Source organism: Pseudoalteromonas sp. S3431, assembly GCF_000690035.1.
In the GTDB taxonomy this organism is placed as follows: Bacteria; Pseudomonadota; Gammaproteobacteria; order Enterobacterales; family Alteromonadaceae; genus Pseudoalteromonas; species Pseudoalteromonas fuliginea.
Genome location: NZ_JJNY01000021.1, coordinates 1 through 22,771 on the forward strand (window position 1 = coordinate 1; position 22,771 = coordinate 22,771).

Annotated in this window: 21 protein-coding genes; 6 read left to right on the forward strand and 15 right to left on the reverse strand. The window is 39.4% G+C overall.

The features are described 5' to 3' along the window. Positions 1 to 150 precede the first annotated feature (150 nt). The 12 genes from DO88_RS19065 to hisG all read right to left on the reverse strand — a co-directional run bounded on the left by DO88_RS19065 (position 151) and on the right by hisG (position 8,965). Positions 151 to 411 carry a GNAT family N-acetyltransferase gene (locus DO88_RS19065; RefSeq protein WP_232224787.1) on the reverse strand — a complete coding sequence of 87 codons (261 nt, stop codon included), beginning with the start codon at positions 409 to 411 and terminating at the stop codon, positions 151 to 153. Continuing rightward, entirely contained in the window at positions 312 to 617 is a 306-nt protein-coding gene (locus DO88_RS18675) for a hypothetical protein (RefSeq protein ID WP_033038390.1), read from the reverse strand. Before DO88_RS18675 ends, DO88_RS19065 begins: the two co-directional genes overlap by 100 nt. A gap of 424 nt (positions 618 to 1,041) precedes the next feature. Beyond that, entirely contained in the window at positions 1,042 to 1,233 is a 192-nt protein-coding gene (locus DO88_RS13420) for a DUF1289 domain-containing protein (protein WP_008138600.1), read from the reverse strand. 2 nt (positions 1,234 to 1,235) lie between these two features. Continuing rightward, entirely contained in the window at positions 1,236 to 1,772 is a 537-nt protein-coding gene (locus tag DO88_RS13415; RefSeq protein WP_033038391.1) for a hypothetical protein, read from the reverse strand. Between the two features lie 108 nt (positions 1,773 to 1,880). After that, positions 1,881 to 2,495, reverse strand: a complete 615-nt coding sequence (gene hisIE / locus DO88_RS13410; protein ID WP_033038392.1) for a bifunctional phosphoribosyl-AMP cyclohydrolase/phosphoribosyl-ATP diphosphatase HisIE — start codon at positions 2,493 to 2,495, stop codon at positions 1,881 to 1,883. After that, complete coding sequence (gene hisF, locus DO88_RS13405; RefSeq protein ID WP_033038393.1) at positions 2,486 to 3,265, reverse strand: imidazole glycerol phosphate synthase subunit HisF; 780 nt, start codon at positions 3,263 to 3,265, stop codon at positions 2,486 to 2,488. Before hisF ends, hisIE begins: the two co-directional genes overlap by 10 nt. Next, the gene (locus tag DO88_RS13400) at positions 3,247 to 3,981 is read right to left on the reverse strand and encodes a 1-(5-phosphoribosyl)-5-[(5-phosphoribosylamino)methylideneamino] imidazole-4-carboxamide isomerase (RefSeq protein ID WP_002960267.1); all 735 of its coding nucleotides are present in this window, start codon (positions 3,979 to 3,981) and stop codon (positions 3,247 to 3,249) included. The genes hisF and DO88_RS13400 overlap by 19 nt, the downstream gene beginning before the upstream one ends. Before the next feature lie 33 nt (positions 3,982 to 4,014). Continuing rightward, positions 4,015 to 4,605 carry an imidazole glycerol phosphate synthase subunit HisH gene (hisH, locus tag DO88_RS13395; RefSeq protein ID WP_002960265.1) on the reverse strand — a complete coding sequence of 197 codons (591 nt, stop codon included), beginning with the start codon at positions 4,603 to 4,605 and terminating at the stop codon, positions 4,015 to 4,017. After that, positions 4,602 to 5,663, reverse strand: coding sequence for a bifunctional histidinol-phosphatase/imidazoleglycerol-phosphate dehydratase HisB (gene hisB, locus DO88_RS13390; RefSeq protein WP_033038394.1), 1,062 nt, complete (start codon positions 5,661 to 5,663; stop codon positions 4,602 to 4,604). Before hisB ends, hisH begins: the two co-directional genes overlap by 4 nt. Then, on the reverse strand, positions 5,660 to 6,769 hold the full coding sequence (gene hisC, locus DO88_RS13385; protein WP_033038395.1) for a histidinol-phosphate transaminase: 1,110 nt from the start codon (positions 6,767 to 6,769) through the stop codon (positions 5,660 to 5,662). Before hisC ends, hisB begins: the two co-directional genes overlap by 4 nt. Next, positions 6,759 to 8,060, reverse strand: a complete 1,302-nt coding sequence (gene hisD / locus DO88_RS13380) for a histidinol dehydrogenase (RefSeq protein WP_007580646.1) — start codon at positions 8,058 to 8,060, stop codon at positions 6,759 to 6,761. The genes hisC and hisD overlap by 11 nt, the downstream gene beginning before the upstream one ends. 5 nt (positions 8,061 to 8,065) lie before the next feature. Continuing rightward, the gene (hisG, locus tag DO88_RS13375; RefSeq protein WP_007580644.1) at positions 8,066 to 8,965 is read right to left on the reverse strand and encodes an ATP phosphoribosyltransferase; all 900 of its coding nucleotides are present in this window, start codon (positions 8,963 to 8,965) and stop codon (positions 8,066 to 8,068) included. A gap of 419 nt (positions 8,966 to 9,384) precedes the next feature. Here hisG and DO88_RS13370 point away from each other — a divergent pair, with 419 nt between their 5' ends. Next, a complete protein-coding gene (locus DO88_RS13370) occupies positions 9,385 to 9,621 on the forward strand; it encodes a hypothetical protein (RefSeq protein ID WP_007580641.1) in 237 nt (78 codons plus the stop codon). A 112-nt stretch (positions 9,622 to 9,733) separates the two neighbouring features. On the opposite strand, the gene DO88_RS13365 is transcribed toward DO88_RS13370, so the two are convergent. Then, positions 9,734 to 11,590 carry a cytochrome c/FTR1 family iron permease gene (locus DO88_RS13365; RefSeq protein WP_084166013.1) on the reverse strand — a complete coding sequence of 619 codons (1,857 nt, stop codon included), beginning with the start codon at positions 11,588 to 11,590 and terminating at the stop codon, positions 9,734 to 9,736. A gap of 283 nt (positions 11,591 to 11,873) precedes the next feature. Next, complete coding sequence (locus DO88_RS13360) at positions 11,874 to 13,157, reverse strand: cation:proton antiporter (protein ID WP_033038397.1); 1,284 nt, start codon at positions 13,155 to 13,157, stop codon at positions 11,874 to 11,876. Positions 13,158 to 13,677: 520 nt separating this feature from the next. On the opposite strand from DO88_RS13360, the gene DO88_RS13355 reads away from it, so the two are divergent. The 5 genes from DO88_RS13355 to DO88_RS13335 all read left to right on the forward strand — a co-directional run bounded on the left by DO88_RS13355 (position 13,678) and on the right by DO88_RS13335 (position 20,954). Continuing rightward, positions 13,678 to 15,870, forward strand: coding sequence for a M4 family metallopeptidase (locus DO88_RS13355; protein ID WP_008138583.1), 2,193 nt, complete (start codon positions 13,678 to 13,680; stop codon positions 15,868 to 15,870). An 89-nt stretch (positions 15,871 to 15,959) separates the two neighbouring features. Then, positions 15,960 to 17,822, forward strand: coding sequence for a M28 family metallopeptidase (locus DO88_RS13350; RefSeq protein WP_007376289.1), 1,863 nt, complete (start codon positions 15,960 to 15,962; stop codon positions 17,820 to 17,822). Between the two features lie 106 nt (positions 17,823 to 17,928). Continuing rightward, complete coding sequence (locus DO88_RS13345; protein WP_007376288.1) at positions 17,929 to 19,845, forward strand: ATP-dependent DNA helicase; 1,917 nt, start codon at positions 17,929 to 17,931, stop codon at positions 19,843 to 19,845. 9 nt (positions 19,846 to 19,854) lie between these two features. Next, entirely contained in the window at positions 19,855 to 20,556 is a 702-nt protein-coding gene (tsaB, locus tag DO88_RS13340; protein WP_007376287.1) for a tRNA (adenosine(37)-N6)-threonylcarbamoyltransferase complex dimerization subunit type 1 TsaB, read from the forward strand. 68 nt (positions 20,557 to 20,624) lie between these two features. Continuing rightward, positions 20,625 to 20,954, forward strand: a complete 330-nt coding sequence (locus DO88_RS13335) for a hypothetical protein (protein WP_007376286.1) — start codon at positions 20,625 to 20,627, stop codon at positions 20,952 to 20,954. Positions 20,955 to 21,052: 98 nt separating this feature from the next. Here the strand turns inward: DO88_RS13335 and DO88_RS13330 are convergent, their stop codons facing one another. Next, positions 21,053 to 22,342 (reverse strand): alkaline phosphatase, encoded by a 1,290-nt coding sequence (locus DO88_RS13330; RefSeq protein ID WP_033038398.1) that lies wholly within the window; start codon positions 22,340 to 22,342, stop codon positions 21,053 to 21,055. Positions 22,343 to 22,771 lie beyond the last annotated feature (429 nt).

Sequence of the window (22,771 nt, forward strand, 5' to 3'; positions counted from 1 at the left end):
TAACTCGCTCTAATTCGAGCTAAAGTAATTATGGCTTAAAAAAGTTAGGCAGGGATCAGTGCGTTTAACTTGACAGTGGGAGTCATACCAACGCCCACTAAAGCGGGTGGAAACAATGTCCGTTTGATCAACTTACTGTATACAAATTATCTAAATTGGTTTTATCATGTGTATTGTTTCAGATTTAAACCCTAAATTTTCATAGAAGCCTTTTGCTTTTTTATTATTTGCAAAAACCTCTAGATGCAATAATCTGCAACCTAGTTCCTTAACCCAATTTTCTGCGTATTGAATTAAAGCTTTTCCTACACCTAAACCTTGTGATTTTGGTGAGACAGCAAGTAACGGTATAGTACCGCGAATTTCACTGGAAATTTCATCTTTATGTGTGCGTACATGAATAAACCCCAATTTAACATTATTGATTTCAGCATAAAAGTGGCGTGAGGTTGCGATGCTTCAGCAAGCATTTCAGAAATATAATCGTCTTGCATTTTTCTGACAACATCATCTGTGTGCCATTCTAGCTTTGCAACTTCAGCTAAGTTAGGTGACAACTCAAAAATAAATGTATGATCACTCTGTTCTGCTTCTCTAATTACAATTAAATTTTTCATATTATTTTTTGAATATAAATCTCAGACCCGCATTGCTAACACCATTTTGGTAGTTTATAACACACCAGAACGACGTATATTAAATAACCTGATAATTTCACCAATAATTACCTTTGTAAACAAGTAATTAAAATAGCTAGGAATTAAGCTTGTTATTTTTCATCAAAGCGGTGATTAATAATGTTGTTGGAAAAAACTAGACTCCTACTCAAAAAATCGGGAATTAATTTAATTTTTTCAATGACCGGTTATCGCTCCAAGCCGAGCTTTGTAAAAGTGCCAAAAGCGGATTGCAGTGGCATAAAAATATAATCGGGTAGCGGGAAGTCTCTAACCACCAGCTATTATCATTGTGGAACATTGCTTACAGTTAATTCCTCTAGTTAATTTCTTTACTGGTATCTAAATGTAGCTGACATTAGGTTTAGAGCTTTTTTATATCAACTCGTGGTGTTTCTAAAATCGCTTTTTTTTCATCTTCAGATAATATTATCCAATCAAATATTTCTTCGTTAGTACGCCCACAACCGGTGCAGTAACCGCTGCGCCTTTCGCATATTCCTAGGCAATCAGTTTTAAATTTAGACGGTTTTTTGTTTTGATTTAATTGGCGCATTGTTAAAGTCCTAATGGTGGTGCAATTTCAAAGCGAGAAGAAAACCCATTACCTTCTTGATTAGTAGCAAGTGTAATGACAGGGGTTTTAGTATCAAGTACAAAGGTGCTGTAAATTGAACTTGCTGTTTCTTTTTGGCTTTCAAACCAGCCTGCTTTGGTTAAGCATTGGCGTAATTGCTTAGCCAGTTTTTGATGTGACTTTATTGTTTGCGTTTGTGTTTTAACAGGTGTTTGGCATTGGTAGCTTGCTTGCCCTGACTTATTTAAAGTAACCGTACAGTTTGCTCCAATCATATGAGTATTAGTACGCCATTGATTAGTAAACTGGTTATTTACTTTATCTGTTTTGATTGAATTAAAACCAGACTCATAACCATTTAATAGGTTATTTATGGTGCTGCATTCACCGGGTGTTACTGTGGTTTTTACAGACTGATTCGTTGTAGTAGTGGTTGTTGTAGTTGTAGTCTGATCAGTTTTGCTTGTACAGCCAGCTAAAATAAATGCGACAATAGAAGGAATAATATAGTTTTTCATAGTTCACAGTAACCGATTAATTTAGCCACGCACTATATCACACGTGATTTACTGTAAAAATAAAAAGGCCCATATAAATATGAGCCTCTTTGTTAGTCACAACTAATGCTATTTATGGCGACCTTGCAAGCATTTAACTACATCTTCAAGGGCTAAGCCTTGGCGTTGTAGTAATACTGTCAGGTGATAAATTAAATCAGCAGATTCGTTTGTTAGCTCATCGTTATCGTGTTTCATAGCGGCAAGGGCAACTTCTACGCCTTCTTCACCTACTTTTTGACAACTACGGCTTAAGTCTTTTGCAAATAATGAGGCAGTGTAGCTTTTTGATGGGTCGTCATTTTTACGCTCAACAATCACATCTTCTAATTGTGCTAAAAAGCTTAAACTTGGTTTTGCTTCATCACCAAAACAGCTTTGTGTGCCTAAGTGACACGTTGGGCCTTCTGGATTGGCAAGTACTAAAATTGAATCGTAGTCACAATCGGTATGAACTGATACTACGTTTAAGTAGTTTTCTGATGACTCGCCTTTAGTCCATAAACGCGATTTTGAACGCGAGTAAAACGTTACCTTATTGGTATCAAGCGTAACAGCGAGTGCTTCACTGTTCATAAAGCCTTGCATTAAAATAACACCCGAGCGTGCATCTTGAATAATAGCAGGGATCATTTCACTTTTAGCGAAATCGACTTGATCTTGATTTTGTTGTGTTACTTGCATAATCTTGCTGCCACTTGGTTATCTGTTAAAAATTGTTTTAGTTCGCCAATGTTAATCACATTTTTATGAAAAACGCTGGCGGCTAATGCACCATCTACTTTGCTTTGTTTAAATACATCAACAAAATCTTGCATAGAGCCCGCACCGCCTGAGGCGATTAAAGGAATGTGACATAGCTCGCGAATTTTACTGAGTTGCTCGTTGTCGTAACCGTTACGAACGCCATCTTGGTTCATACAGTTTAATACAATTTCGCCTGCGCCTAGGTCTTGTACGCGTTTAACCCATTCTTGTGTTTTATAGCGCGTACGGCTTGATGCATTAGGATCGCCGGTTAATTGATACACTAAATACTCGCCGGTAATTTCATCAAAAAAGCTGTCAATGCCGACTACAACACATTGCTTACCAAACTCATCGTGTAATTCTTTAATAAGTTCAGGACGCGCAATAGCAGGGCTGTTAATGCTTATTTTATCAGCACCGCGTTCTAAAACACGCGCTGCATCAGCCACTGATTTAATACCGCCGGCTACACAAAATGGAATATCGATATTACGAGCAATGCTCTCTACCCAGTTTACATCAAGTAGGCGTTTTTCAACGCTTGCACTGATTTCGTAAAAAACCAGTTCATCGGCGCCAGCTTCGCTATAGGCTTTAGCCATTGTTAAAATGTCGCCAACAACTTCATGACCTTTAAACTTAACACCTTTAACTACTTGGCCGTCTTTAACGTCTAAACACGGGATTATGCGTTTTGATAACATGCCAGTGCCTCCTCAACGCTAAATGCGCCATCAAGCAATGATTTACCTAAAATAACGCCGCCCACACCCAGCTCTTTAAGCTTTTTAATGTCATCTAGTGAGCTTACGCCCCCTGAGGCTTGCACCTTAATTGTGCTGTTATGGCGAGTTAAATCTTCGTAAAGCTCAAATGATGGGCCCGTCATGGTGCCGTCTTTACTGATGTCCGTACATAAAAAATCAATAACACCTAAGCTCACATAAAAATCTACCAGCTCAAGTAAACCAAATTCAGATTCACTTAACCAACCGTGCGTTGCTGGTGCCCAGCCCGTGGCTGTTTTATTTACATCAAGAGCAATTACAAAATGCTCTGCGCCAAATTGCTCAATCCAGGCTTTTACTTGTTCGCGTTTTTCTACTGCCATTGAACCAATAACAACTTGGTTTGCACCGGCTTTTAGCCAATCACTTACATCTTGCTCCGAGCGAATACCGCCGCCCACTTGGTACGGTACGTTAAGTGCTTTGGTTGCAGCTTGAATATGTTTCCACTGTTTTTTACTTGGATCGCGTGCACCTTCTAAATCAACAAGGTGTAGTTTACCTGCGCCACTGTCGGCGTATTCTTTTAAACGCGCGCCAAGTTCGAAAGGGTAAAACTGTGCTGTGTCGTATTTACCTTGGTACAAGCGCACAATTTGATTTTGTAATACGTCTAATGCTGGAATAATCACAAATAATCTCTTTTTTGTTAGTTAATGGGCAGCTTATAACTGCCAATCAACAAAATTTTGTAATAAACGTGCGCCAACTTTTGCGCTGCGCTCTGGGTGAAATTGCATGCCTGCATAATTGTCTTTAGCAACAATGGCTGAAAAGGTTTGACCGTACTCGCCGCTCACTAGTGTGGCGTCGTTTACGGTGTGCGCAAAGCTGTGAACAAAATACACTTGCTCATCAAGCGTTAGCCCTTTAGTTAATGCATGCTCTTTGTTAACGCTTAAGTTATTCCAACCCATATGCGGCGACGTTAAATTGCCTACATCAAGCGCTTTTACTTGCCCTGGTATTTTACCTAGGCACTGTACGTTACCTTCTTCGGTGCTTTCGCACAGTAACTGCATACCTAAGCAAATCCCCATAAGCGGGCGCTGGTATTCATTTATTGCTTGTTGCCAGCCGTTATCTACTAGGCGTTTCATAGCAACCGACGCGTGACCTACACCTGGCAATATAGCGCGCTCAAAACCCGCTAATTGCTCTGGTGAAGTAATTACTGTTGGCGTTTGGCCTAAACGTTCAAACGCAAAACGTACTGAATTTATATTGGCACAACCGGTATTAATTATGGCAATCATAAACATCCCTTAGAGCTGGCTGTTTGTTGGGTCGTGTCTTGTGCTACTGCCATACGAAGAGCACGTGAAAACGCTTTAAATAAGCCTTCTACTTGGTGATGACAGTTACCGTCGCTTACCGATAAAATAAGGCTAATGGCGGCGTTATCACTTAAGCTTTTGAAAAAGTGCTCAACCATTTGCACGTCTAAGTCGCCTGCTTTTTCGCGGCTAAAGTTAGCGTTTAATACAAATGATGCACGACCCGATAAATCAATTTGTGCTTCAGCTTTACACTCGTCCATAGGAAGCGCAAAACCATAGCGTGCAATTTGCGATTTAGTACCTAGGGCTTGTTTAAGTGCTACACCTAAGGCAATACCAATGTCTTCAACAAGGTGGTGCTCGTCTATGTGTAAATCGCCTTTGGCTTTAATGTTTAAACCAATGTTTGCGTGCGTGCGAATTTGATCAAGCATGTGATCAAAAAAGCCAAGGCCGGTGTCTATGCTGCCATTTTTAGTTTGATCTAGGTTTATTGCCACATCAATTTGGGTTTCTTTGGTATTGCGTGTAACACGACCTTCGCGGTTTGCAGTGGTCAATTTAGTTACTATCGCACTCCAATCACCGTCGTATAAAATACCTTCACAACATAAGTTTTGAGCAAGGCCAATATCAGTTTCACGGTCGCCAATAACAAAAGAGCGCGCTAAGTCTACTTTGCCTGAGCGCATAAGCTCGGTAAGTAAGCCTGTTTTAGGTTTACGGCAATCGCAGTTTTGCTCGTTAAAGTGAGGGCAAATTAATACTTCATCAAAGTTAATGCCTTGGCTTTGCATTATGTCCATCATTTTGTCTTGTGCAATATCAAAGTCAGCAGTCGGGAAGCTATCTGTGCCCAAACCATCTTGGTTAGATACCATAACTAAACGGTAACCTGCAGCTTGTAATTGTAATAACGCAGGGATAACGCCAGGTAAAAATGCTAGCTTTTCAAGGCTATCTACCTGTTTGTCGGTAATTGGCTCTTCAATGATAGTGCCGTCGCGGTCGATAAATAAATAGGGGTTACTCATGATACTTCGTTTCCTGCTAAAGATGCTGTGGAAGCTGGCGTTTGTAAGCCATCTAACCAAATTTTTACTTGTTCAAGTTCTTGTTCACTGCCAATTGAAATTCGTAGCCAGTCGTCTTCACCGTATAGCGTAAAAGCGCGCATAACCAAACCTTGCTCAAGTGCAATTTTAAAATAGTTTTTATCGGCTAATTTTAAAGTAACAAAGTTACCTTCACCAGTGAGAATTTTTAATGCAGCAGGGGAGGCGTTTAGCCAATCTACTAATTTAGCTTTTAAGCTATTTAAAATAGTAACTTGGCGGCGCATTGATGTAATTGCATCAGGTGCAATTGCTTGCGCTGCAATACTTGCTACTACGCCCGATACCGGATACGGCGCAATGACTTTACGAATTGGCGCAAGAGTTGCTGCTTGTGCAAGGGTAAAGCCGGTTCTAAGGCCCGCTAGCGCAAAGGCTTTAGAAAGCGTACGCAAAACCACTACATTACTAAACTCGTTAATAAGCTTAGTCGCGCTTTGCTCTGGGCAAAACTCTATATAGGCTTCATCAACAATAACCAGTGCTTTACCCATAAGTGCTGTTGCTATCGCTTTTACTTTATCAAGTGGCGTTAAGCTGCCCGTTGGATTATTTGGGTTACAAATAAATACTAGTTTTGAGCTGCCAACAGCTGCGACTATTTCGTCAGCACTGCCACTTAATAATAACTCTTGGGTAAGCGCATTAATGCCAACGTTGTGTGTATCGGCGGTAACTTTGTACATACCGTAGGTTGGTAAAAATAGCGCAATACTATCTTTAGCTGGTTCACAGTATGTGCGCACTAAAAGCTCAATGCCTTCATCTGCGCCGCGCGTCATTAATATATTTTCGCTTTCAAGCTCTGTATAAGCGGCGTATCTGTCAATAACCAGTTGCGGTTGTGGATCGGGGTAGCGATTTAAATCCTCAATACTCAGTTCAAGATTTCTAGCATACGGGCTTTCGTTAGCATTTAGCCACGTAGTACCGGTTAGCTTTTCACTTTTTGCAGAGCTGTATGCAGCAAGGGCTGCAATATTTTTAGGTAATAAGCTAGACGCTTGTGCGCTCTCATTGCTCATTTTTAATTGCCTCTAAACGAATTGAAACCGCATTAGCGTGGGCATCAAGGCCTTCTGCATCTGCAAGTGGTAAAATAGCTTTTGAAAGCTGGGTTAAACCACTTTTAGTAATTGTTTGCACTGTGTATGTACGAAAAAAATCAAGCAAGTTTAAGCTCGAGTATGTTGCACTGTAACCATAGGTTGGTAACACGTGGTTAGTACCCGATGCGTAATCGCCCGCTGATTCTGGCGTGTAGTCACCTACAAATACTGAGCCTGCGTTTTTAACTTTATCTAGGTATGGTGTTGCATCGCCTAGTTGTAAAATTAAGTGCTCTGGCCCGTATTGCGCCGATACATCAAATGCTTGCTCAATTGAATCAACCAAAATAAGCGAAGAATTAGCGAGCGCTTGCTCGGCTGTTTCTTTGCGACTCAAATTAGCCAACTGGCGTGTAAGTGCCTGCTGAGTTTGTTCTATTATACTTTCGCTGTTACATAATAAAATAACTTGCGAGTCTGCACCGTGCTCTGCTTGTGAGAGTAAATCGGCGGCTATAAATTCTGGGTTTGCACGTTCATCTGCAATAACTAATACTTCAGACGGACCTGCTGGCATATCAATTGCCATACCTGGAATAGTTTGCGCAACGAGCTGTTTAGCCATTGTTACAAAGCTATTACCTGGGCCAAATATTTTGTTCACTTTAGGAACCGATTCGGTGCCATACGCCATTGCTGCAATTGCGCCTGCGCCACCACTTTCTATTAATGTAGTAATGCCACATAACTTAGCTGCATATAAAATAGCAGGGTTAATCGCTTTATCACCTTGTACTGGTGTAGCAAGTACAACTGTTTTTGCGCCGCTTAACTGCGCTAATACACCCTGCATAATAACCGACGATGGCAGTGGAGCACTGCCACCGGGTACATAGATACCGACTGCTTCGATGGCTTGATATTTCAGTTCACATACAACGCCTGGTTGGGTCGATAATTTAATATCTTTTGGCAATTGCGCTTCGTGAAAACGTTTAACGTTTGCATAAGCGGTATCAATTGCGTATTTAAGCTCTGCACTTAGTGCTTGCTCAGATGCGTTAATTTCATCAAGCGGAACACATAAGCGAGGGTTAGATCTATTATCAAACTCTTTAGCCATGCTAAGTAAGGCTTCATCGCCTTGCTCTTTTACGTTAGCTAAAATAGTTTTGCATATAGCTTCAACCTTGGCACTGGCAGAAACTGCAGGGCGCATTAGCGCCGCTGCTTGTACTTGTGAAGATTCCTCATTCCAACGAAGCATGGCACTTACTCCATCATTTTTTCAATTGGCATAACTAAAATAGAGTTAGCGCCTAAGGCTTTTAACTGCTCCATTGTTTCCCAAAATAATGTTTCGCTGCTTACCATGTGAAGTGCTACGTATTCATCGTTACCAGCAAGGGCAAGTAGAGTAGGTTGACCAGAACCAGGTAAAATTTCACAAATTTCATCAAGTTTGTTTTTTGGTGCGTGTAGCATGATGTATTTGCTTTCTTTAGCTTGTCTAACACCACGTAGGCGCGGCATAAGCTTATTGATTAGTGCTAGTTTGTCAGCATCTTGAAGATCTTTATTTTGAATTAAACACGCGTTTGATTCTAAAATTGTTTCGCCTTGAATTAAGCCGTTAGCTTCAAGTGTTGCGCCAGTAGATACTAAATCACAAATTGCATCAGATAAACCTGCACGCGGCGCTACTTCAACAGAACCTGTAAGCATTACTGTACTTGCGTTAATGCCTTCGCGCTTTAACCACTGAGTTAAGATTTCTGGGTAGGTAGTCGCAATACGTTTGCCTTCAAACCAGCTCTTATCGCGAGCGCCAAGCTCTTGTGGCCATGCAAGTGCAAGACGACAGTAACCAAAGTCTAGTTTTGAAAGTTTGGTTACTTCACTTGGAACACCTTGTCGTTCACGTTCTGCTTGAACTTCTACAAGTACGTTTTCGCCAACTATGCCTAAGTCACATACACCGTCCATTACTAAACCCGGAATATCGTCATCGCGCACACGTAGTACGTCAATTGGCATATTAGTTGAGTGTGCAATTAAGCGTTGTTCACGAAGGTTAAGTTTAACACCTAACTGTTTAAGCAGATCTTGACAATCTTTAGATAGGCGGCCGCCTTTTTGGATGGCGATACGTAGACGATTACTGTTGTTCATTATTCATTTTCCTTTAATTTAAAAACTAAAAACCCCGAGGGGAACCTCAGGGCGAAAATGAATCAATGTTATTTGAATCGCCAGAGGTTCCTTTTAGGAATAACCTCTCAGCGAAAGACCTGACAGGTTATTCCGGTGAATGGTGGTGATGATGTACTGTTGTCAGGTTTAAGCGCATTTTTTATCCTATGTAACTGCCCGTTGTTTTGTTAACGTGCAGTTGTTATCTGTTTAAATAAATTTCGCATTCATAAAAACATAAACAGCTATATTATGGCAAGTTTTTTTTAGCTTAATTAAAGCATATGTTATAACTGTCGATAATATTAAGATAATAAGCGCAATTTTCGCCAACAATTGGTTGTTTATCACTCAAACCAAGTGGTTAATGAATAAAATGAAAAAATAAGGAAGTACTTATGGATATTATGATCCCTTATTTAGGAAGAATAACTAGGCTAGAAGTTGAGTCAAAAAGTGCTTTTCATATTGCGGGTGTGCAAAGTGGGGCTGCCGCTGAAAAAGTTGAATTAGAGAATAAAAAAAGGCGTGAGTTACAAAAAAAGAAAAAGCTCAATATGCTTGATGATCAAAATAATAAAAAAAAGTCTAACCTAGATGGTGACGAAAACCCCCATTTAGATACATGGGCTTGATAATACCAACTTTACTAAATACATAAGCAATTAACTCAAAAAGGCCCTTGCGGGCCTTTTTACTATGTATTTTGCTTATGCCAATTAGCTTAAACTTTTAAGCAGATTGGCATTACTCTTGGTTTTTGCTTTTAAATATATAAAAGCTAAATATAGCGAACACACATACTTGAGCCACAATACCTTGCCATGTTGACTTTATACCAAGCCATGCAATATCAAAGCTCATTGGTAGCGGCGCAATACCTATTATATCGGCCTCTTGTAATGCAATAACAGCTTTGCCCATAAGCACAAACGAGAGTGCAAATAATAGGTAAGTGGTAATTGCAAAAAACTTAGCAACCGGTAATTTAATTGAGTACTTAATTAATACCCACGTAATAATAGCCAGTATTGCTACAGCTATCGCAAAACCCGAAGCAATAGATGAATATTGAGCAGGCGAGCTTTGCGTTAATAAAGACTGATAGAACAATACAGTTTCGAATACTTCACGGTATACGGCTATAAACGAAAGCCCTGCTAAACCCCATAATGTACCCGACTCAAGGCGCTTATCTATATTGTCTTTGATGTATTTTTGCCATTGCTGCGCACTGGTTTTACTGTGCATCCATACGCCAACATAAAGTAAAATTACAGCGGCAAACAATGCACCAGCACCTTCCATAACTTCGCGACTTGCACCACTTATTTCTATTAATGTTTGCGCCGCAGCCCACGTTAAGCCACCAGCAATAAGTGCGGTTACCCAACCAACATGTACATATTTAAGTGCGTCTTGGCGTTTAGTTTTAATAAGTACGGTCATAAGGGCAATAATAACGAGGAGTGCTTCTAGGCCTTCGCGTAGTAATATAACTAAACTCGCTGAGAGGAGTGCACCATCAGTTAGTTTGGTTTCGTTTAGCATGCTATCTGCTTTAGCGAGTTGAGCTAGCGCTGCACTTACTTTTTCGTCAACGATGGCTGCATCTTTCTCGTTTTTAAATGTTTGGCGCAGGTTCATCAGTTGTACTTCGATGTTTTTACGCAGTGTTTCGTCGTAGGCATTTAAGTTGTTTTCAACAAGCTCAAAGCCATCTAGGTAAGCGCTAATTGCTAAATCACTTGCTTGTGAGTAATTGCCTTTAGCATGCGCGGCTTGTGCTGCAAGTAACTGCGTGCGAGTAACCGTTATCGGATTCTTTTTACCGGTAAATAGTTGCTCTGGATTACCACGAAGCCATTTAACGTAATGAGCTTGTGCTTCACTTTGACCTGCCGATAATTGTGCAGGGTTTAAGTTTACAATCTGCGAAGCGGTAATGTTTTGCTCTAGATTTTGTGGTTTTTGAACATCTTTAAATGCCAAGCTACCTACATAAAAAGCTAAAGACCAACGTTGTTGTTCATTAAATTGAGTAAAAGCAACCATTGGCGTGTCGTTAATACCGTTACTTACAGCGTCAAATAAACCCATTAATGAGCGGTTAGTTGCGCGTTCTTCATCGGTAAAGTTGGTAGGCTCTGGCGATAAGTTTTTTGCAAGCGGGCCGTCGCCTTGACCACTTGGGCCATGACACATTGAACAGTTAGCAGCAAAAAGCGCTTTGGTTTGCTCAACAGGAAGTAGTGATGTAGGTAACGATAGTTGCGGCATAAAGGTAAGTAGCGACTCACGAAGCGCTGAGCTTGCTGCACGTACATCTACAACACTCGCTTTATTAGCAATCGCTGTATGAAGTGCTTTAGCTTGTGCTTTTACTGTATCAAACTCATTGGTTTGGCTTGATAGCTGTCCAGCTTGCTCAATAATAACGTGCGAAAATTCAGTCATTTCTTGATATTCGTCAGGATCAAGTATTTCACCATTCCCAACAGCTGCCACGTAGTCAACACCTACATACTCTGCAAGCTGTGCAATTTGTTTTATTTTTGTTTGCTCATTAGGTGAGGCCGACACATTAAAGCTTGCCATAGCCATTATAAAAAGCACAAAAAAACAATGAAATTGATGTTTGCCCAGAGATACAAAATTAAAAAACACGTGAGAATTATTTTTGGACATTGAAAAGCCCTACAGAGGAAAAGCCAAAATTATAATTGTTTTCATTTGTATTTCAAGCGGATTAATTTAAACAAAGCAGATAAATAAAAAGGATAACAATTTATAGAACTTTAAAGTGTTTTTGTAACACGAAAGTAACAGTAACCAAGTGATTTATATAATAACTTGGTTACTGATTTGATTGCTCACAAAGCATTTATTACTTTGCTTGCTTAGCTGACTTAATGCTGCTTTGAATAAGCGGCGAGATAGTTAAACCTTGTACAATAATAGAAAATATAACCACAACGTAAGTAACAATAACAATAAGGTTGTGTAAGTCAGAGCCGTCTACAAAAACTTGCTCGCGAGGGATTGCTGCCGCCATTGCAAGTGCAAGTCCGCCACGTAAACCACCCCAAGTTAATATTTTAACACTGTGCTTGTCGTAAGTTCTAAAGCGTTTAAAGATAATAAACGGTGCTCCAACACTTATAAAACGCGCTAGTAATACAGCCGGTACCATTAGTAAGCCTAAGCCAATTTCCCCGATTGTAATAGGCATAGTCACAATTAGCATACCTATTATTAAAAACAGTAGGGCATTTAAAAAGCTATCGGTTGCATGCCAAAAATCTTTTACATAACGAGTGTCTTCAGGCCCCGTGCGCTCGGTTGCTTTAGTACGAGTAATGTTACCCATTAATATGCCGCTCGTTACCATGGCAAGTGCGCCTGATATTTCCCAAATATTTGCAGCAGCAAAACCTGCAGTAGGAATAGTTAAGGTTATCAATAAACGAATATTTACATCGCGGCTGTTAATAATTAAAAAGTGGCCAACCAAAGCGATAACCAAACCAAACGCAATACCGCCTAGGGCGTCTACAAAAAAGAGTTCTGCTATATCGCCAAATTGTGCATCGGTGCCATAAAAAGCAACCGAAAAAATGGTCGTAAATATTACTAAACCAATACCGTCGTTAAATAGCGACTCACCTTCTACTTGAATTGAGATTCCTTCTGGCGCTCGCATTTGTTTAATAATAGCAAGTACAGCAATAGGGTCGGTTGGGCTAATAAGCGCACCAAATAATAAACAATAAATAAAAGGCACTGGCCAGCCAAGAAAAGCAAATAAGTAAAAGCTTAAGTAGCCAACAATAAAAGTAGAAACAAGAGTGGAAAACAGTACCAACACCGTTATTTCCCAGCGTTGTTTTCTAAGTGCTAACAGGTTTATTTCCAGTGCACCTGCATAAAGCAAGAAACCTAACATACCTTTGAGGAGTAATTCGTTAAAGTTAATACTCGAGACGATTTTTGTCATTTCAAGTGCGTTTTGATCGCCTAATAATTTTACTGCAACAATCAAAAGTAAAGAAATAACAACCGAGCCTGTAGTTATTGCAATAGTAGTTTGCATTTTGAGGATGTACTGATTTGCAAATGCAATAAAAATTGCAAGTGCAGAGAGAAAACAAATGAGGTACCAAGCATTCATTTAATAACCTTAATTAACGAGAAAAACATATGGTTAAGCGGGATCTAAACATGCCTATGTTACTCCCGAGATATAGCTATGTCACAGTGTTTGTTAGACAATTTGTATTTTTATTTTTAATAAAAATAGTTTTGGTAAATAACAAATTAAAGATGTTAAAGCTTCAGCCGCGCCTTTAAAAATAGGTTTGTTTTTTAGGCCTTTTGTTAAATTTAATAGTGTTTGTATTGTAAAAATCACTTTATTAAATTTATACACTTAATTGTATTATTTTTATTTCAATATGTTACCAAAAGTAAATAAATGTTTACATTATGTTAATTAAATGTTTTTAATATTTAGTGGGTTTTTATTAAGATGTTGAATTAAAGGCTTTTAATTTATTTTTTAATACTTTAATTGTAAATTTTTTGTTTCATTTTCAATTGTATGATTTGTAGCCTAGGATTGCTTTAATCGGGAACAAGATGTACCGATTAATAAAAGTATATTCAAACAAATAAACAAATGGAGCGTAAACGTGAATTTATCAAAAATCACAATAGCAACACTTGCTGCCTTTACTTTGGTACAAGCAACAAGCGCAGTAGCTGCAAATAAAAAATATTTAAATCAACAAGCAAATATAAATAATTCAGCACAAAATGGTGTGTCTTCTGTATTGATGGTTAGCCCTGATCAGTTAGTAGGTTTAGAGGCAGGAAATGAGCTGGTTGTATTAAAAGAAATAAAAAGTAATAACGGTGATACAACTCGTCGTTATCAACAAGTATATAATGGATTACCGGTAATTGGAGATACGGTGAGCTTGACGTTTAACAATAATGGGCAACTTAAACGTGCTCATGGTGCTGCTGTATATGATATATCAAGCGATATTGACACAGTTACTCCAAAGTTAAATCAAAAATTGGCAGTAGCTAAGGGATTGCAAAAATCATCTGCAGCGATAAAGTCTGTTGGCTTAGAAAAACATAATGAAAAATCACAATTAGCCATTTGGGTTGATGAGCAAGGTGAAGCGCATTTGGTTTATGAAGTGTCTTATGTTACTTACGGAAGTAACCCATCACGTCCATATCAAATCATAGATGCAAATTCTGGAGATGTACTTTTTAGCTTTGATAACCTTCAACATGCTGATGCGACAGGCCCAGGTGGTAATCTAAAAACCGGGAAATACATTTATGGCACTGATTTTGATAGCTTAAATGTAAGTCAGACAGGCAATAACTGTTCAATGAATACCACAAATGTAAAAACCATTAACCTAAATGGTGGTACTAGTGGCTCAAGTGCATATTCATTTACATGTCCTGAAAACACCTTTAAAGAAATTAATGGTGCCTATTCGCCACTTAATGATGCACATTATTTTGGTAACGTAATTTTTAATATGTATAACGATTGGATTGGTACGCCGCCGCTTTCATTCCAACTGCAAATGCGAGTTCACTATAGTAGTAACTATGAAAATGCATTTTGGGATGGCAGTGCGATGACCTTTGGTGATGGCCAAAATACGTTTTATCCACTTGTTAGCCTAGACGTATCAGCTCATGAAGTAAGCCACGGCTTTACTGAGCAAAACTCAGGTTTAGTTTACAGTGGAAAGTCAGGTGGTTTAAACGAAGCATTCTCTGATATGGCTGGTGAAGCGGCTGAATTTTACATGAAAGGCACAAACGATTGGTTAGTTGGTAAAGATATATTTAAAGGCAACGGTGCTCTTCGTTACATGAATAATCCAACACAAGATGGTAGATCAATTGATAATCAATCAAGCTACTCTTCAGGAATGGATGTTCATTATAGTTCTGGGGTGTTTAATAAAGCATTTTATAACTTAGCAACTACATCTGGTTGGGATACTGAAAAGGCATTTAAAGTGATGGCACGTGCAAACCAATTATATTGGACTGCAAGCACTAACTGGGATCTTGCTGGTAACGGCGTTATGGATGCAGCTTGTGATTTAAATTACGATCCAAGTGCTGTTAAAGCAGCCCTAAGTGCTGTTGGCGTAAACTCTAATTTAAGTTCGGGTAGTTCATGTGGCACAACCACTCCGCCAGCGGAAGATGAAGCGTTATCTAATGGCGTTACTCGTACTGGTATAAGTGGCTCAGCTAAAGAGCAGTTGTTTTTTACACTTGATGTACCAGCGGGTGCTAGCAATTTAGTATTTAATACTAATGGCGGCTCTGGTGATGCAGATTTATACGTACGATTTGGAAGCAAACCCACACTTAGCACTTATGATTGCAACAGTACAACTTCTACAAGTACTGAAAGCTGCTCTATAGGTAGTGCTCAAGCGGGTACATACTACGTTATGGTAGAGGCATGGAATGCTATTTCAGGCGTTTCATTAACAGGTAGTTATGACGGGTCTACTGGCGGAGGTGTTTCGCCAATTAACCGTACAGAAAGCAATGTGAGTGTTGCTTCAGGTGGTTGGACACGCTTTACGCAAAATTTAGATGCAGGGTATTCTTCACTCGATATTTCAATGGCCGGTGGTTCTGGTGATGCTGATTTATATGTAAATTTTGGTTCAGCATCTAGTACTAGCTCTTATGAGTGCCGCCCATATAAAAATGGAAACGTTGAAACGTGTACGATAGAAAATCCTCAAGCAGGTACATGGTATATAGACTTACAAGGTTATAGCGCGGCAAGCGGTATAACATTAAGTATTTCAGCCAATTAAGTTAATTTCTAGGGAGCATTCGCTCCCTTTTTTATTTTTCAAAACTCCCTCGTCTCAAAGGCAATACTCGACTTAAAAGGTATCAATTAATGAAACACGCGATAAAAATTATGCTATTCAGTGCTAGTACTTTATTACTTACCCAACCCTCATACGCACAAGACACTGAAAGTGTTTGGGTAACGATAGATCCCGTTGCAGCCAAACATTATAAACAGGTTCAAAACTCGTTTAAACCAAATGATGAATTATTGAGTATACAAGATACAACATTACAAACAGTGAATTTGTTAAAAATAAGGCCTGCAAATATTGCTCATTTAAGTGAGTTTATGCATGATAATTATCATCGCTGTGGAGGGTTTGTTGCTCACGATTCGTTAATCGAGGCTAATGAATACACTCAGCAGTTAGCTGCCGTTCAAAATCAAAATCTAAGTGCGTTAGCTGCTACATATAGCATTGACAATCCGCAAACAACTCAGCAATTAATAAATAGTATTAGTCCAAATAATTTGACGAACACAGTTAATTCGATGAGTAGCTTTTATAATCGCTATTACACGGCTCAAACTGGGGTAGATGCCTCACAATGGCTAAAAGATTACTGGCAACAGTTAGCAGCTACACGTAATGATATAAATGTTGATTACTTTACTCATAGCTGGGCGCAGTCGTCGGTCATTGTTACTATTGCAGGAGATGAAGAGGCTGATGAAATTGTCATTATTGGTGGGCATTTAGACTCAATTAATCAATCAAATCCAAGCAACGGTCGCTCACCAGGGGCTGATGATAATGCATCGGGGATTGCTGTATTATCTGAAGTGTTAAGATCGATTGTTGAAAATGATTATAAACCGCAAAAAACAATTCATATAATGGCTTTTGCTGCAGAGGAAGTTGGTTTAAGAGGTTCAAAAGATATTGCTTCATCTTATAAATCACAAGGAAAAAATGTGATCGGCATGGTGCAATTTGATATGACTGGAAACAATGGCAGTAGCGAAGATATTGTAATGATGACTGATTACACTACAAATGCTCAAAACCAATTTTTAGGTCAGTTAATTGATACCTACTTACCTAACATTACCTATGGTTTTGACCAATGTGGGTATGGGTGTTCTGATCATGCATCATGGTATCAACAAGGCTTTGCAGCATCAATGCCATTTGAATCTAGGATGGCTGATATTAATCCGCTAATTCATACACAGAATGACGCTAATTTTGATGCTGACCACGCTAGTAAATTTGCAAAACTTGCTGTGAGTTATTTAGCTGAAATGGCAAAAAATGCTGGTGATATAGTGCCACCAGCTAATAATGAGTTACAAAATGGTGTTGCAGTTTCTGGCCTTGCAGGTGATGCTAAAGCGCAGCTTATCTATACGCTACAGGTACCTAATAATGCAAGTAACTTAAACTTTACTACCTCAGGTGGCAGCGGTGATGCAGACCTATATGTTAAATTTAATACAGCGCCTACATTAGAAAATTTTGATTGTAAAAGTACAACATCATCGAGCAATGAAAGTTGTGATATTGCGAGTGCCCAAAACGGTATTTATTACGTTATGGTAGAAGCATGGAACGCTATTGCTAATGTTTCTCTTATTGCCAGTTATAGTGAAACAACAGCGATTGAACCCATTAATCGAACAGAAACTGATATTAGTGTTGCTACGGGAGATTGGGGGCGGTTTACACAAGACTTAGAAGCAGGGTATTCCTCTTTAAATATAACTATGGCTGGTGGCTCAGGCGATGCCGATTTATATGTGAATTTTGCCAGTCAATCAACTGAATCTGTATATCAATGTAGACCGTATAAAAATGGTAATGCTGAAACGTGTAGTATTACCAGCCCGCAAGCGGGCAAGTGGTATATTGACTTAAAGGGGTACAGCGCAGCTAGTGGAATAACCTTAACTATAAATGCGCAATAATAACTAATGGGAGCTCTGCTCCCTTATTTATATACTCAAACCGATTACTTAATTACTTGCCCTTGATGTTTAGCTTACGTAAAATCCCGCTATTATTTATTGTAAAGTGATTGGTATTATCAAACAACTGTTTAGCGCAACCGGACCTTTGGCGTTGTCTTTAGATGGATACACTCCTCGCCAACCTCAAATAGATATGGCTGTCGCCGTTGCTGATGCATTAAAAAACAGTTCGCAATTGGTCGTTGAAGCCGGTACTGGTACGGGTAAAACGTTTGCATATTTAGCCCCAGCACTTAAATCAAAAGGCCGAACGATAATATCGACAGGCTCTAAAGCCCTACAAGAGCAGCTGTACCATCGCGATTTACCTCAATTAGTGAAAGCGCTCAGCGCCTCTAAAAAAACGGCCCTATTAAAAGGTCGTGCAAACTATCTATGTACATACAGGCTTAATCAGCATGTTGCACATGTACCTACGGACGACTCTGATGTTATGCATCAACTAGCCATGGTTGCTAAATTTGCCAGCGAAACGCAATCAGGCGATTTAGCTGATTGTATTGGTATAGAAGATGATGCCAAAGTACTGCCTTATGTAAATTCAACAGCCGATAATTGTTTAGGTAAAGAATGCCCAGACTTTCAAAGTTGTTATATACGCAAAGCACGTTTAACTGCGGCCGATGCCGATGTTGTCGTGATTAACCATCATTTGTTTTTTGCCGATATGGCCGTAAAAGAAAGCGGCTTTGCCGAGCTTATGCCAAAAGCAGATGCTTACATATTTGATGAAGCCCATCAGTTAAGCGAAATTGCCAGCGATTACTTTGGTGAAAGTGTTAGCACTAAAAAGCTGGTGGACTTAATTAATGACTTACGTGCTATTTATAGAGCCGAAATTCCCGATATGCTGCAGCTCGGTAAAAGCTTAAATAAGCTTGAGACAAGCGTTGCTGATTTACGATTACAGTTTGGCGTTGATGGCGGCCGTGGCGATTGGCGTGAAAAGCTCAGTGATAAACAAATATGCGCAGCACTTCATCGTGTCATAAGCGATTTGGACTTTGTTTACCAAGTACTTAAGCTTTGCCTAGACAGAAGCGATAAAATAGAACACCCTTTTGAGCGTGCACTCGCTTTTAAAGGCCAATTAGAGCGGGTTTTTGATACGGCTCAAACCGGCTTTAGTTATTGGTATGAAACAACGCGCCGTTATTTAACGATTAATATAACGCCATTAAATGTATCAGCTAAGTTTGCTCAAATGATGCAAGACACGGGCGCAGGTTTTGTATTCACTTCAGCAACACTTTCGGTTGACAACAAACTAGCGCATTTTAATGCAAGCCTAGGTTTAAAACCAAAACAAAGCATGATGGTAGATAGCCCATTTGATTACCCTAATCAGGCGCTGCTGTGTTTACCTCGCTACTTACCCGAATCACACGCTGATAATATGCCCCATGCAATTGTAAAATTAACGCTTGAGCTTATAAAATCAGCACAAGGGCGTTGTTTTGTATTATTTACTAGCTATCGAATGATGCATTTGGTAGCCGAAGGGCTAACTACACAAATAGACTACCCAGTTTATATGCAAGGGCAAATGTCTAAGCGTATTATTTTAGAGAAATTTACCCGCCATGGTAATGCGGTATTACTCGGCACGGCTTCTTTTTGGGAAGGTGTTGATGTACGCGGCAGTACGTTAAGTTGTGTTATTATTGATAAATTGCCATTTGCAGCACCCGATGACCCATTATTACAAGCTAAAATGCAAGATTGCCAAATGCAGGGGAAAGACCCTTTTGCGCATATACAATTGCCACAAGCTGTTATTGCACTTAAACAAGGTGTTGGGCGTTTAATACGCGATAGCAAAGATAAAGGTGTACTTGTCATATGTGATAATCGCTTAGTTACACGACAATATGGCCAAGTATTTTTAAAAAGCTTACCGCCAATGCGCCGAACACGAAGTTTAGAAGATGCCAATAAATTTTTACAACAAATTAATTAGAGTAATAAAATGATAAAAAGTAACATTCTAGCCCTTGATGCTTCTACTGAGGCGCTTTCAATTGTTTTACATTTTCAGGGCCAAACATTTCATCATTTTGAAGAGTGTCCGCAGCAGCACAGCCAAAAAATACTTCCACTCGTGGATGAGCTGTTAACTAAAGCAAACTGCAAATTAAAAGATTTAGATGTAATCGGTTTTGGCCAAGGGCCAGGTAGTTTCACTGGTGTACGTATTAGTGTAGCAATAGCGCAGGGTTTAGCGTACTCAACTAACTTACCGCTAGTAGGTGTTTCAACATTGGCTATTATGGCGCAACAAGCGTTTGAACAAAACGGCAGTCTTAGTGTTTACCCAAGTATAGATGCGCGTATGGGTGAAATATATTTTGCCCATTACCAAGCGCAAAATAATTTAATGCTTTTAGTTAACCAAGAATGCGTTATAAAACCTGATTTACTAAACAATGAGTATATAGCAACCACTGAGCCATCTGTAGCGGTGGGCACGGGTTTTAAAACCTATTCTGATGCGCTTAATGACTTTGAAAATGTGACAATTAATAGTGAAATTACATTACCCGATGCACGTTATATGCTAGCGCATGTTGAAGCCGCTTTTTTAGCGGGTGATGTTGTAAAAGCGAGCGACGCTCAACCTAAATATGTGCGCGATACGGTGACTTGGAAAAAGCTACCAGGACGTGAGTAATCATATTATTTGCAAATTGGTTGTTTTTAAATCATAATTTTATGCATTATTAAGGTTGGAGACGCGTAATGACGCTGCCTATTGGTTCAGGTTTTTTTACCGGAGATATTCCGGGTAGGGTTAGCTCTACCAAAGTTGTTACTAATAAACCACAGAACTTATTAGACCAACCGGCTGCTAAAAAAACGAATACCGATTATGTAAAAAGCAGTGTCGAGGGTGTTGAACTGGCTAATCAGCTGTTTAAAAGCAGTGCTAAAAGCAATGAGTACAGGCAAACAATTTACGACCAACCGACAGCTCAAGTAAGCAAAGCGATTTCTACTTATACTGAATTTGCTAATTTAGAACGCAGAGCAGAAGTACAAAATTTAATAGGCGTTGATATATACGCTTAAAGTGCATTACCGCGCTTTACTTGAATATAGCTATAAGATTTAATAAAAAGCCCGAACATGTGTTCGGGCTTTTTGTCATTCAAAATGAAATACAATTTTTATTTTTCAATAAAGCCGATTAGTTTATCAGCAATATCGGTATTGTTTTGCGATCCAATAAATTGTTCACTGCCTTTACCATAAGCAAATACCTGCACGTCTACAGCGGTGTGTCCGCCGGTTGTCCAGCCAGTAAAGCTTGCATCGCTAATAATGCTTTTAACAGCTAAATTAAGCGCTTTTTCACCCATTTTTTTAGCTTGCTCAAGTTTTATTTGATTTTCAGTTGTAAATTCAATATTGGTGTTAGCAGTCCATACTGGCTTTAAATCATCAGAATCCAGTAAAAGTTGAGTTAGTTTACCAGCAGTTGCTTTAACACCTTTTACTACATCAGTTTCCCATTTGTATTGACCATGTGCGCCAAGGGTTAAACCGCCTGTTGAATGATCGGCCGTTATGACTAATATAGTGTCTTTGTTTTTATCAACATACGCTTTTGCTTGTTCTATTGATTTAGCAAAATCATCCATCTCAGCCATTGCACAGGCTATATCGTTTGCGTGACCACACCAATCAATTTGGCTGCCTTCAATCATTACAAAAAAACCATTCTTGTTTTGGTCATCTAGCAAATTGAGCGCTTTAGATGTGAGTTGAGTTAGGCGAGTTGGATTTTCATCAAGTGCGAAAGGCAGCCCTTTAGGTGCGTATAAGCCAATGGCTGGTATTTTTGTTATCTGGCCAAGGTTTTTAATATCGTCACCGTATTGATAACCAGCAGCTTTAAACTCATCAACTAAGTTACGGTCGTCTCTAATAAAGTATTGAGTACCACCACCGAGCATTAAATCGACAGGTAATTTACCTACAATTTTATTATCAATGTAATCGTTGGCGATATCGTCGTAGTTATTACGCGATTCATTATGTGCAGCAAAGCTTGCTGGAGTGGCATGATTTATTTGTGATGTTGCTACAAGCGCTGTTGTCATACCGCGCTCTTTTGCTATTTCAAGCATGGTTTTAACTGATTTTTTGTCTGTATCTACTGCAATTGCGCCATTGTAACTTTTATGACCGCTACTCAGTGCTGTTGCACCTGCTGCGCTGTCGGTTACATAAGTATGGTCATCAGGGTAGGTACGTGCCATACCCTTTAAAATAGTGTCAAAAACCGTGCCTTCTACTTCTTTTGTTGCGGGGTCATCTTTAAAATACCGATAAGCCGTGGTGTAAGCCGGACCCATGCCGTCACCAATCATATAAATTACATTTTTAGGTGCTGATTCTGCGTAAGCACCAGAGGCGGTGCATAAAAGCGCTAATAAGCTGATCTGTTTTTTCATGGTTGTACCTTATGAGTGTACCTTATTTAATAGCCGCTTTTATTGTATAGACTTAGTATGATAAATAAATGAATATTTGTAAGAAACCATTTCGGTAGGTGGATTATTTAAGCCGATAGGTTATAAATAGTAATTAGGGCGTGTTGAGCTTTGGTGGGTGAATTTGCAGTAGTATGTTTGGTTTTTAGGCAAGGCAGAGCCTATGTAGTGTGGTTATTCCCCATGAATAGGCGATAACGCCGCATAAATACCAAACATGCGCTGCCCTTTGGATTCTTTCTAGGGACGAACAACTCTTTGTTGCCTACATGGATGTAGGTAAGGGGCGTGAGCAGGACGCGGAAGCTTTGCTCGGTTTTTACTTATTCTTACATGGATGTAAGCCATTAGGGTAACGCAGGAGCAGTTACCGAGCCCACTAGGTTACAA

What these genes read in the sequence shown, in the direction of transcription:
- hisIE (WP_033038392.1), bottom strand. Translation starts at nt 2,495, where the DNA reads ATGCAAGTAACACAACAAAATCAAGATCAAGTCGATTTCGCTAAAAGT.
- DO88_RS13360 (WP_033038397.1), bottom strand. Translation starts at nt 13,157, where the DNA reads ATGAATGCTTGGTACCTCATTTGTTTTCTCTCTGCACTTGCAATTTTT.
- hisG (WP_007580644.1), bottom strand. Translation starts at nt 8,965, where the DNA reads ATGAACAACAGTAATCGTCTACGTATCGCCATCCAAAAAGGCGGCCGC.
- DO88_RS18675 (WP_033038390.1), bottom strand. Translation starts at nt 617, where the DNA reads ATGAAAAATTTAATTGTAATTAGAGAAGCAGAACAGAGTGATCATACA.
- DO88_RS13330 (WP_033038398.1), bottom strand. Translation starts at nt 22,342, where the DNA reads ATGAAAAAACAGATCAGCTTATTAGCGCTTTTATGCACCGCCTCTGGT.
- DO88_RS13365 (WP_084166013.1), bottom strand. Translation starts at nt 11,590, where the DNA reads ATGGCTATGGCAAGCTTTAATGTGTCGGCCTCACCTAATGAGCAAACA.
- DO88_RS13415 (WP_033038391.1), bottom strand. Translation starts at nt 1,772, where the DNA reads ATGAAAAACTATATTATTCCTTCTATTGTCGCATTTATTTTAGCTGGC.
- tsaB (WP_007376287.1), top strand. Translation starts at nt 19,855, where the DNA reads ATGATAAAAAGTAACATTCTAGCCCTTGATGCTTCTACTGAGGCGCTT.
- hisB (WP_033038394.1), bottom strand. Translation starts at nt 5,663, where the DNA reads ATGAGTAACCCCTATTTATTTATCGACCGCGACGGCACTATCATTGAA.
- DO88_RS13335 (WP_007376286.1), top strand. Translation starts at nt 20,625, where the DNA reads ATGACGCTGCCTATTGGTTCAGGTTTTTTTACCGGAGATATTCCGGGT.
- DO88_RS13420 (WP_008138600.1), bottom strand. Translation starts at nt 1,233, where the DNA reads ATGCGCCAATTAAATCAAAACAAAAAACCGTCTAAATTTAAAACTGAT.
- hisH (WP_002960265.1), bottom strand. Translation starts at nt 4,605, where the DNA reads ATGATTGCCATAATTAATACCGGTTGTGCCAATATAAATTCAGTACGT.
- hisC (WP_033038395.1), bottom strand. Translation starts at nt 6,769, where the DNA reads ATGAGCAATGAGAGCGCACAAGCGTCTAGCTTATTACCTAAAAATATT.
- hisD (WP_007580646.1), bottom strand. Translation starts at nt 8,060, where the DNA reads ATGCTTCGTTGGAATGAGGAATCTTCACAAGTACAAGCAGCGGCGCTA.
- hisF (WP_033038393.1), bottom strand. Translation starts at nt 3,265, where the DNA reads ATGTTATCAAAACGCATAATCCCGTGTTTAGACGTTAAAGACGGCCAA.
- DO88_RS13370 (WP_007580641.1), top strand. Translation starts at nt 9,385, where the DNA reads ATGGATATTATGATCCCTTATTTAGGAAGAATAACTAGGCTAGAAGTT.
- DO88_RS13350 (WP_007376289.1), top strand. Translation starts at nt 15,960, where the DNA reads ATGAAACACGCGATAAAAATTATGCTATTCAGTGCTAGTACTTTATTA.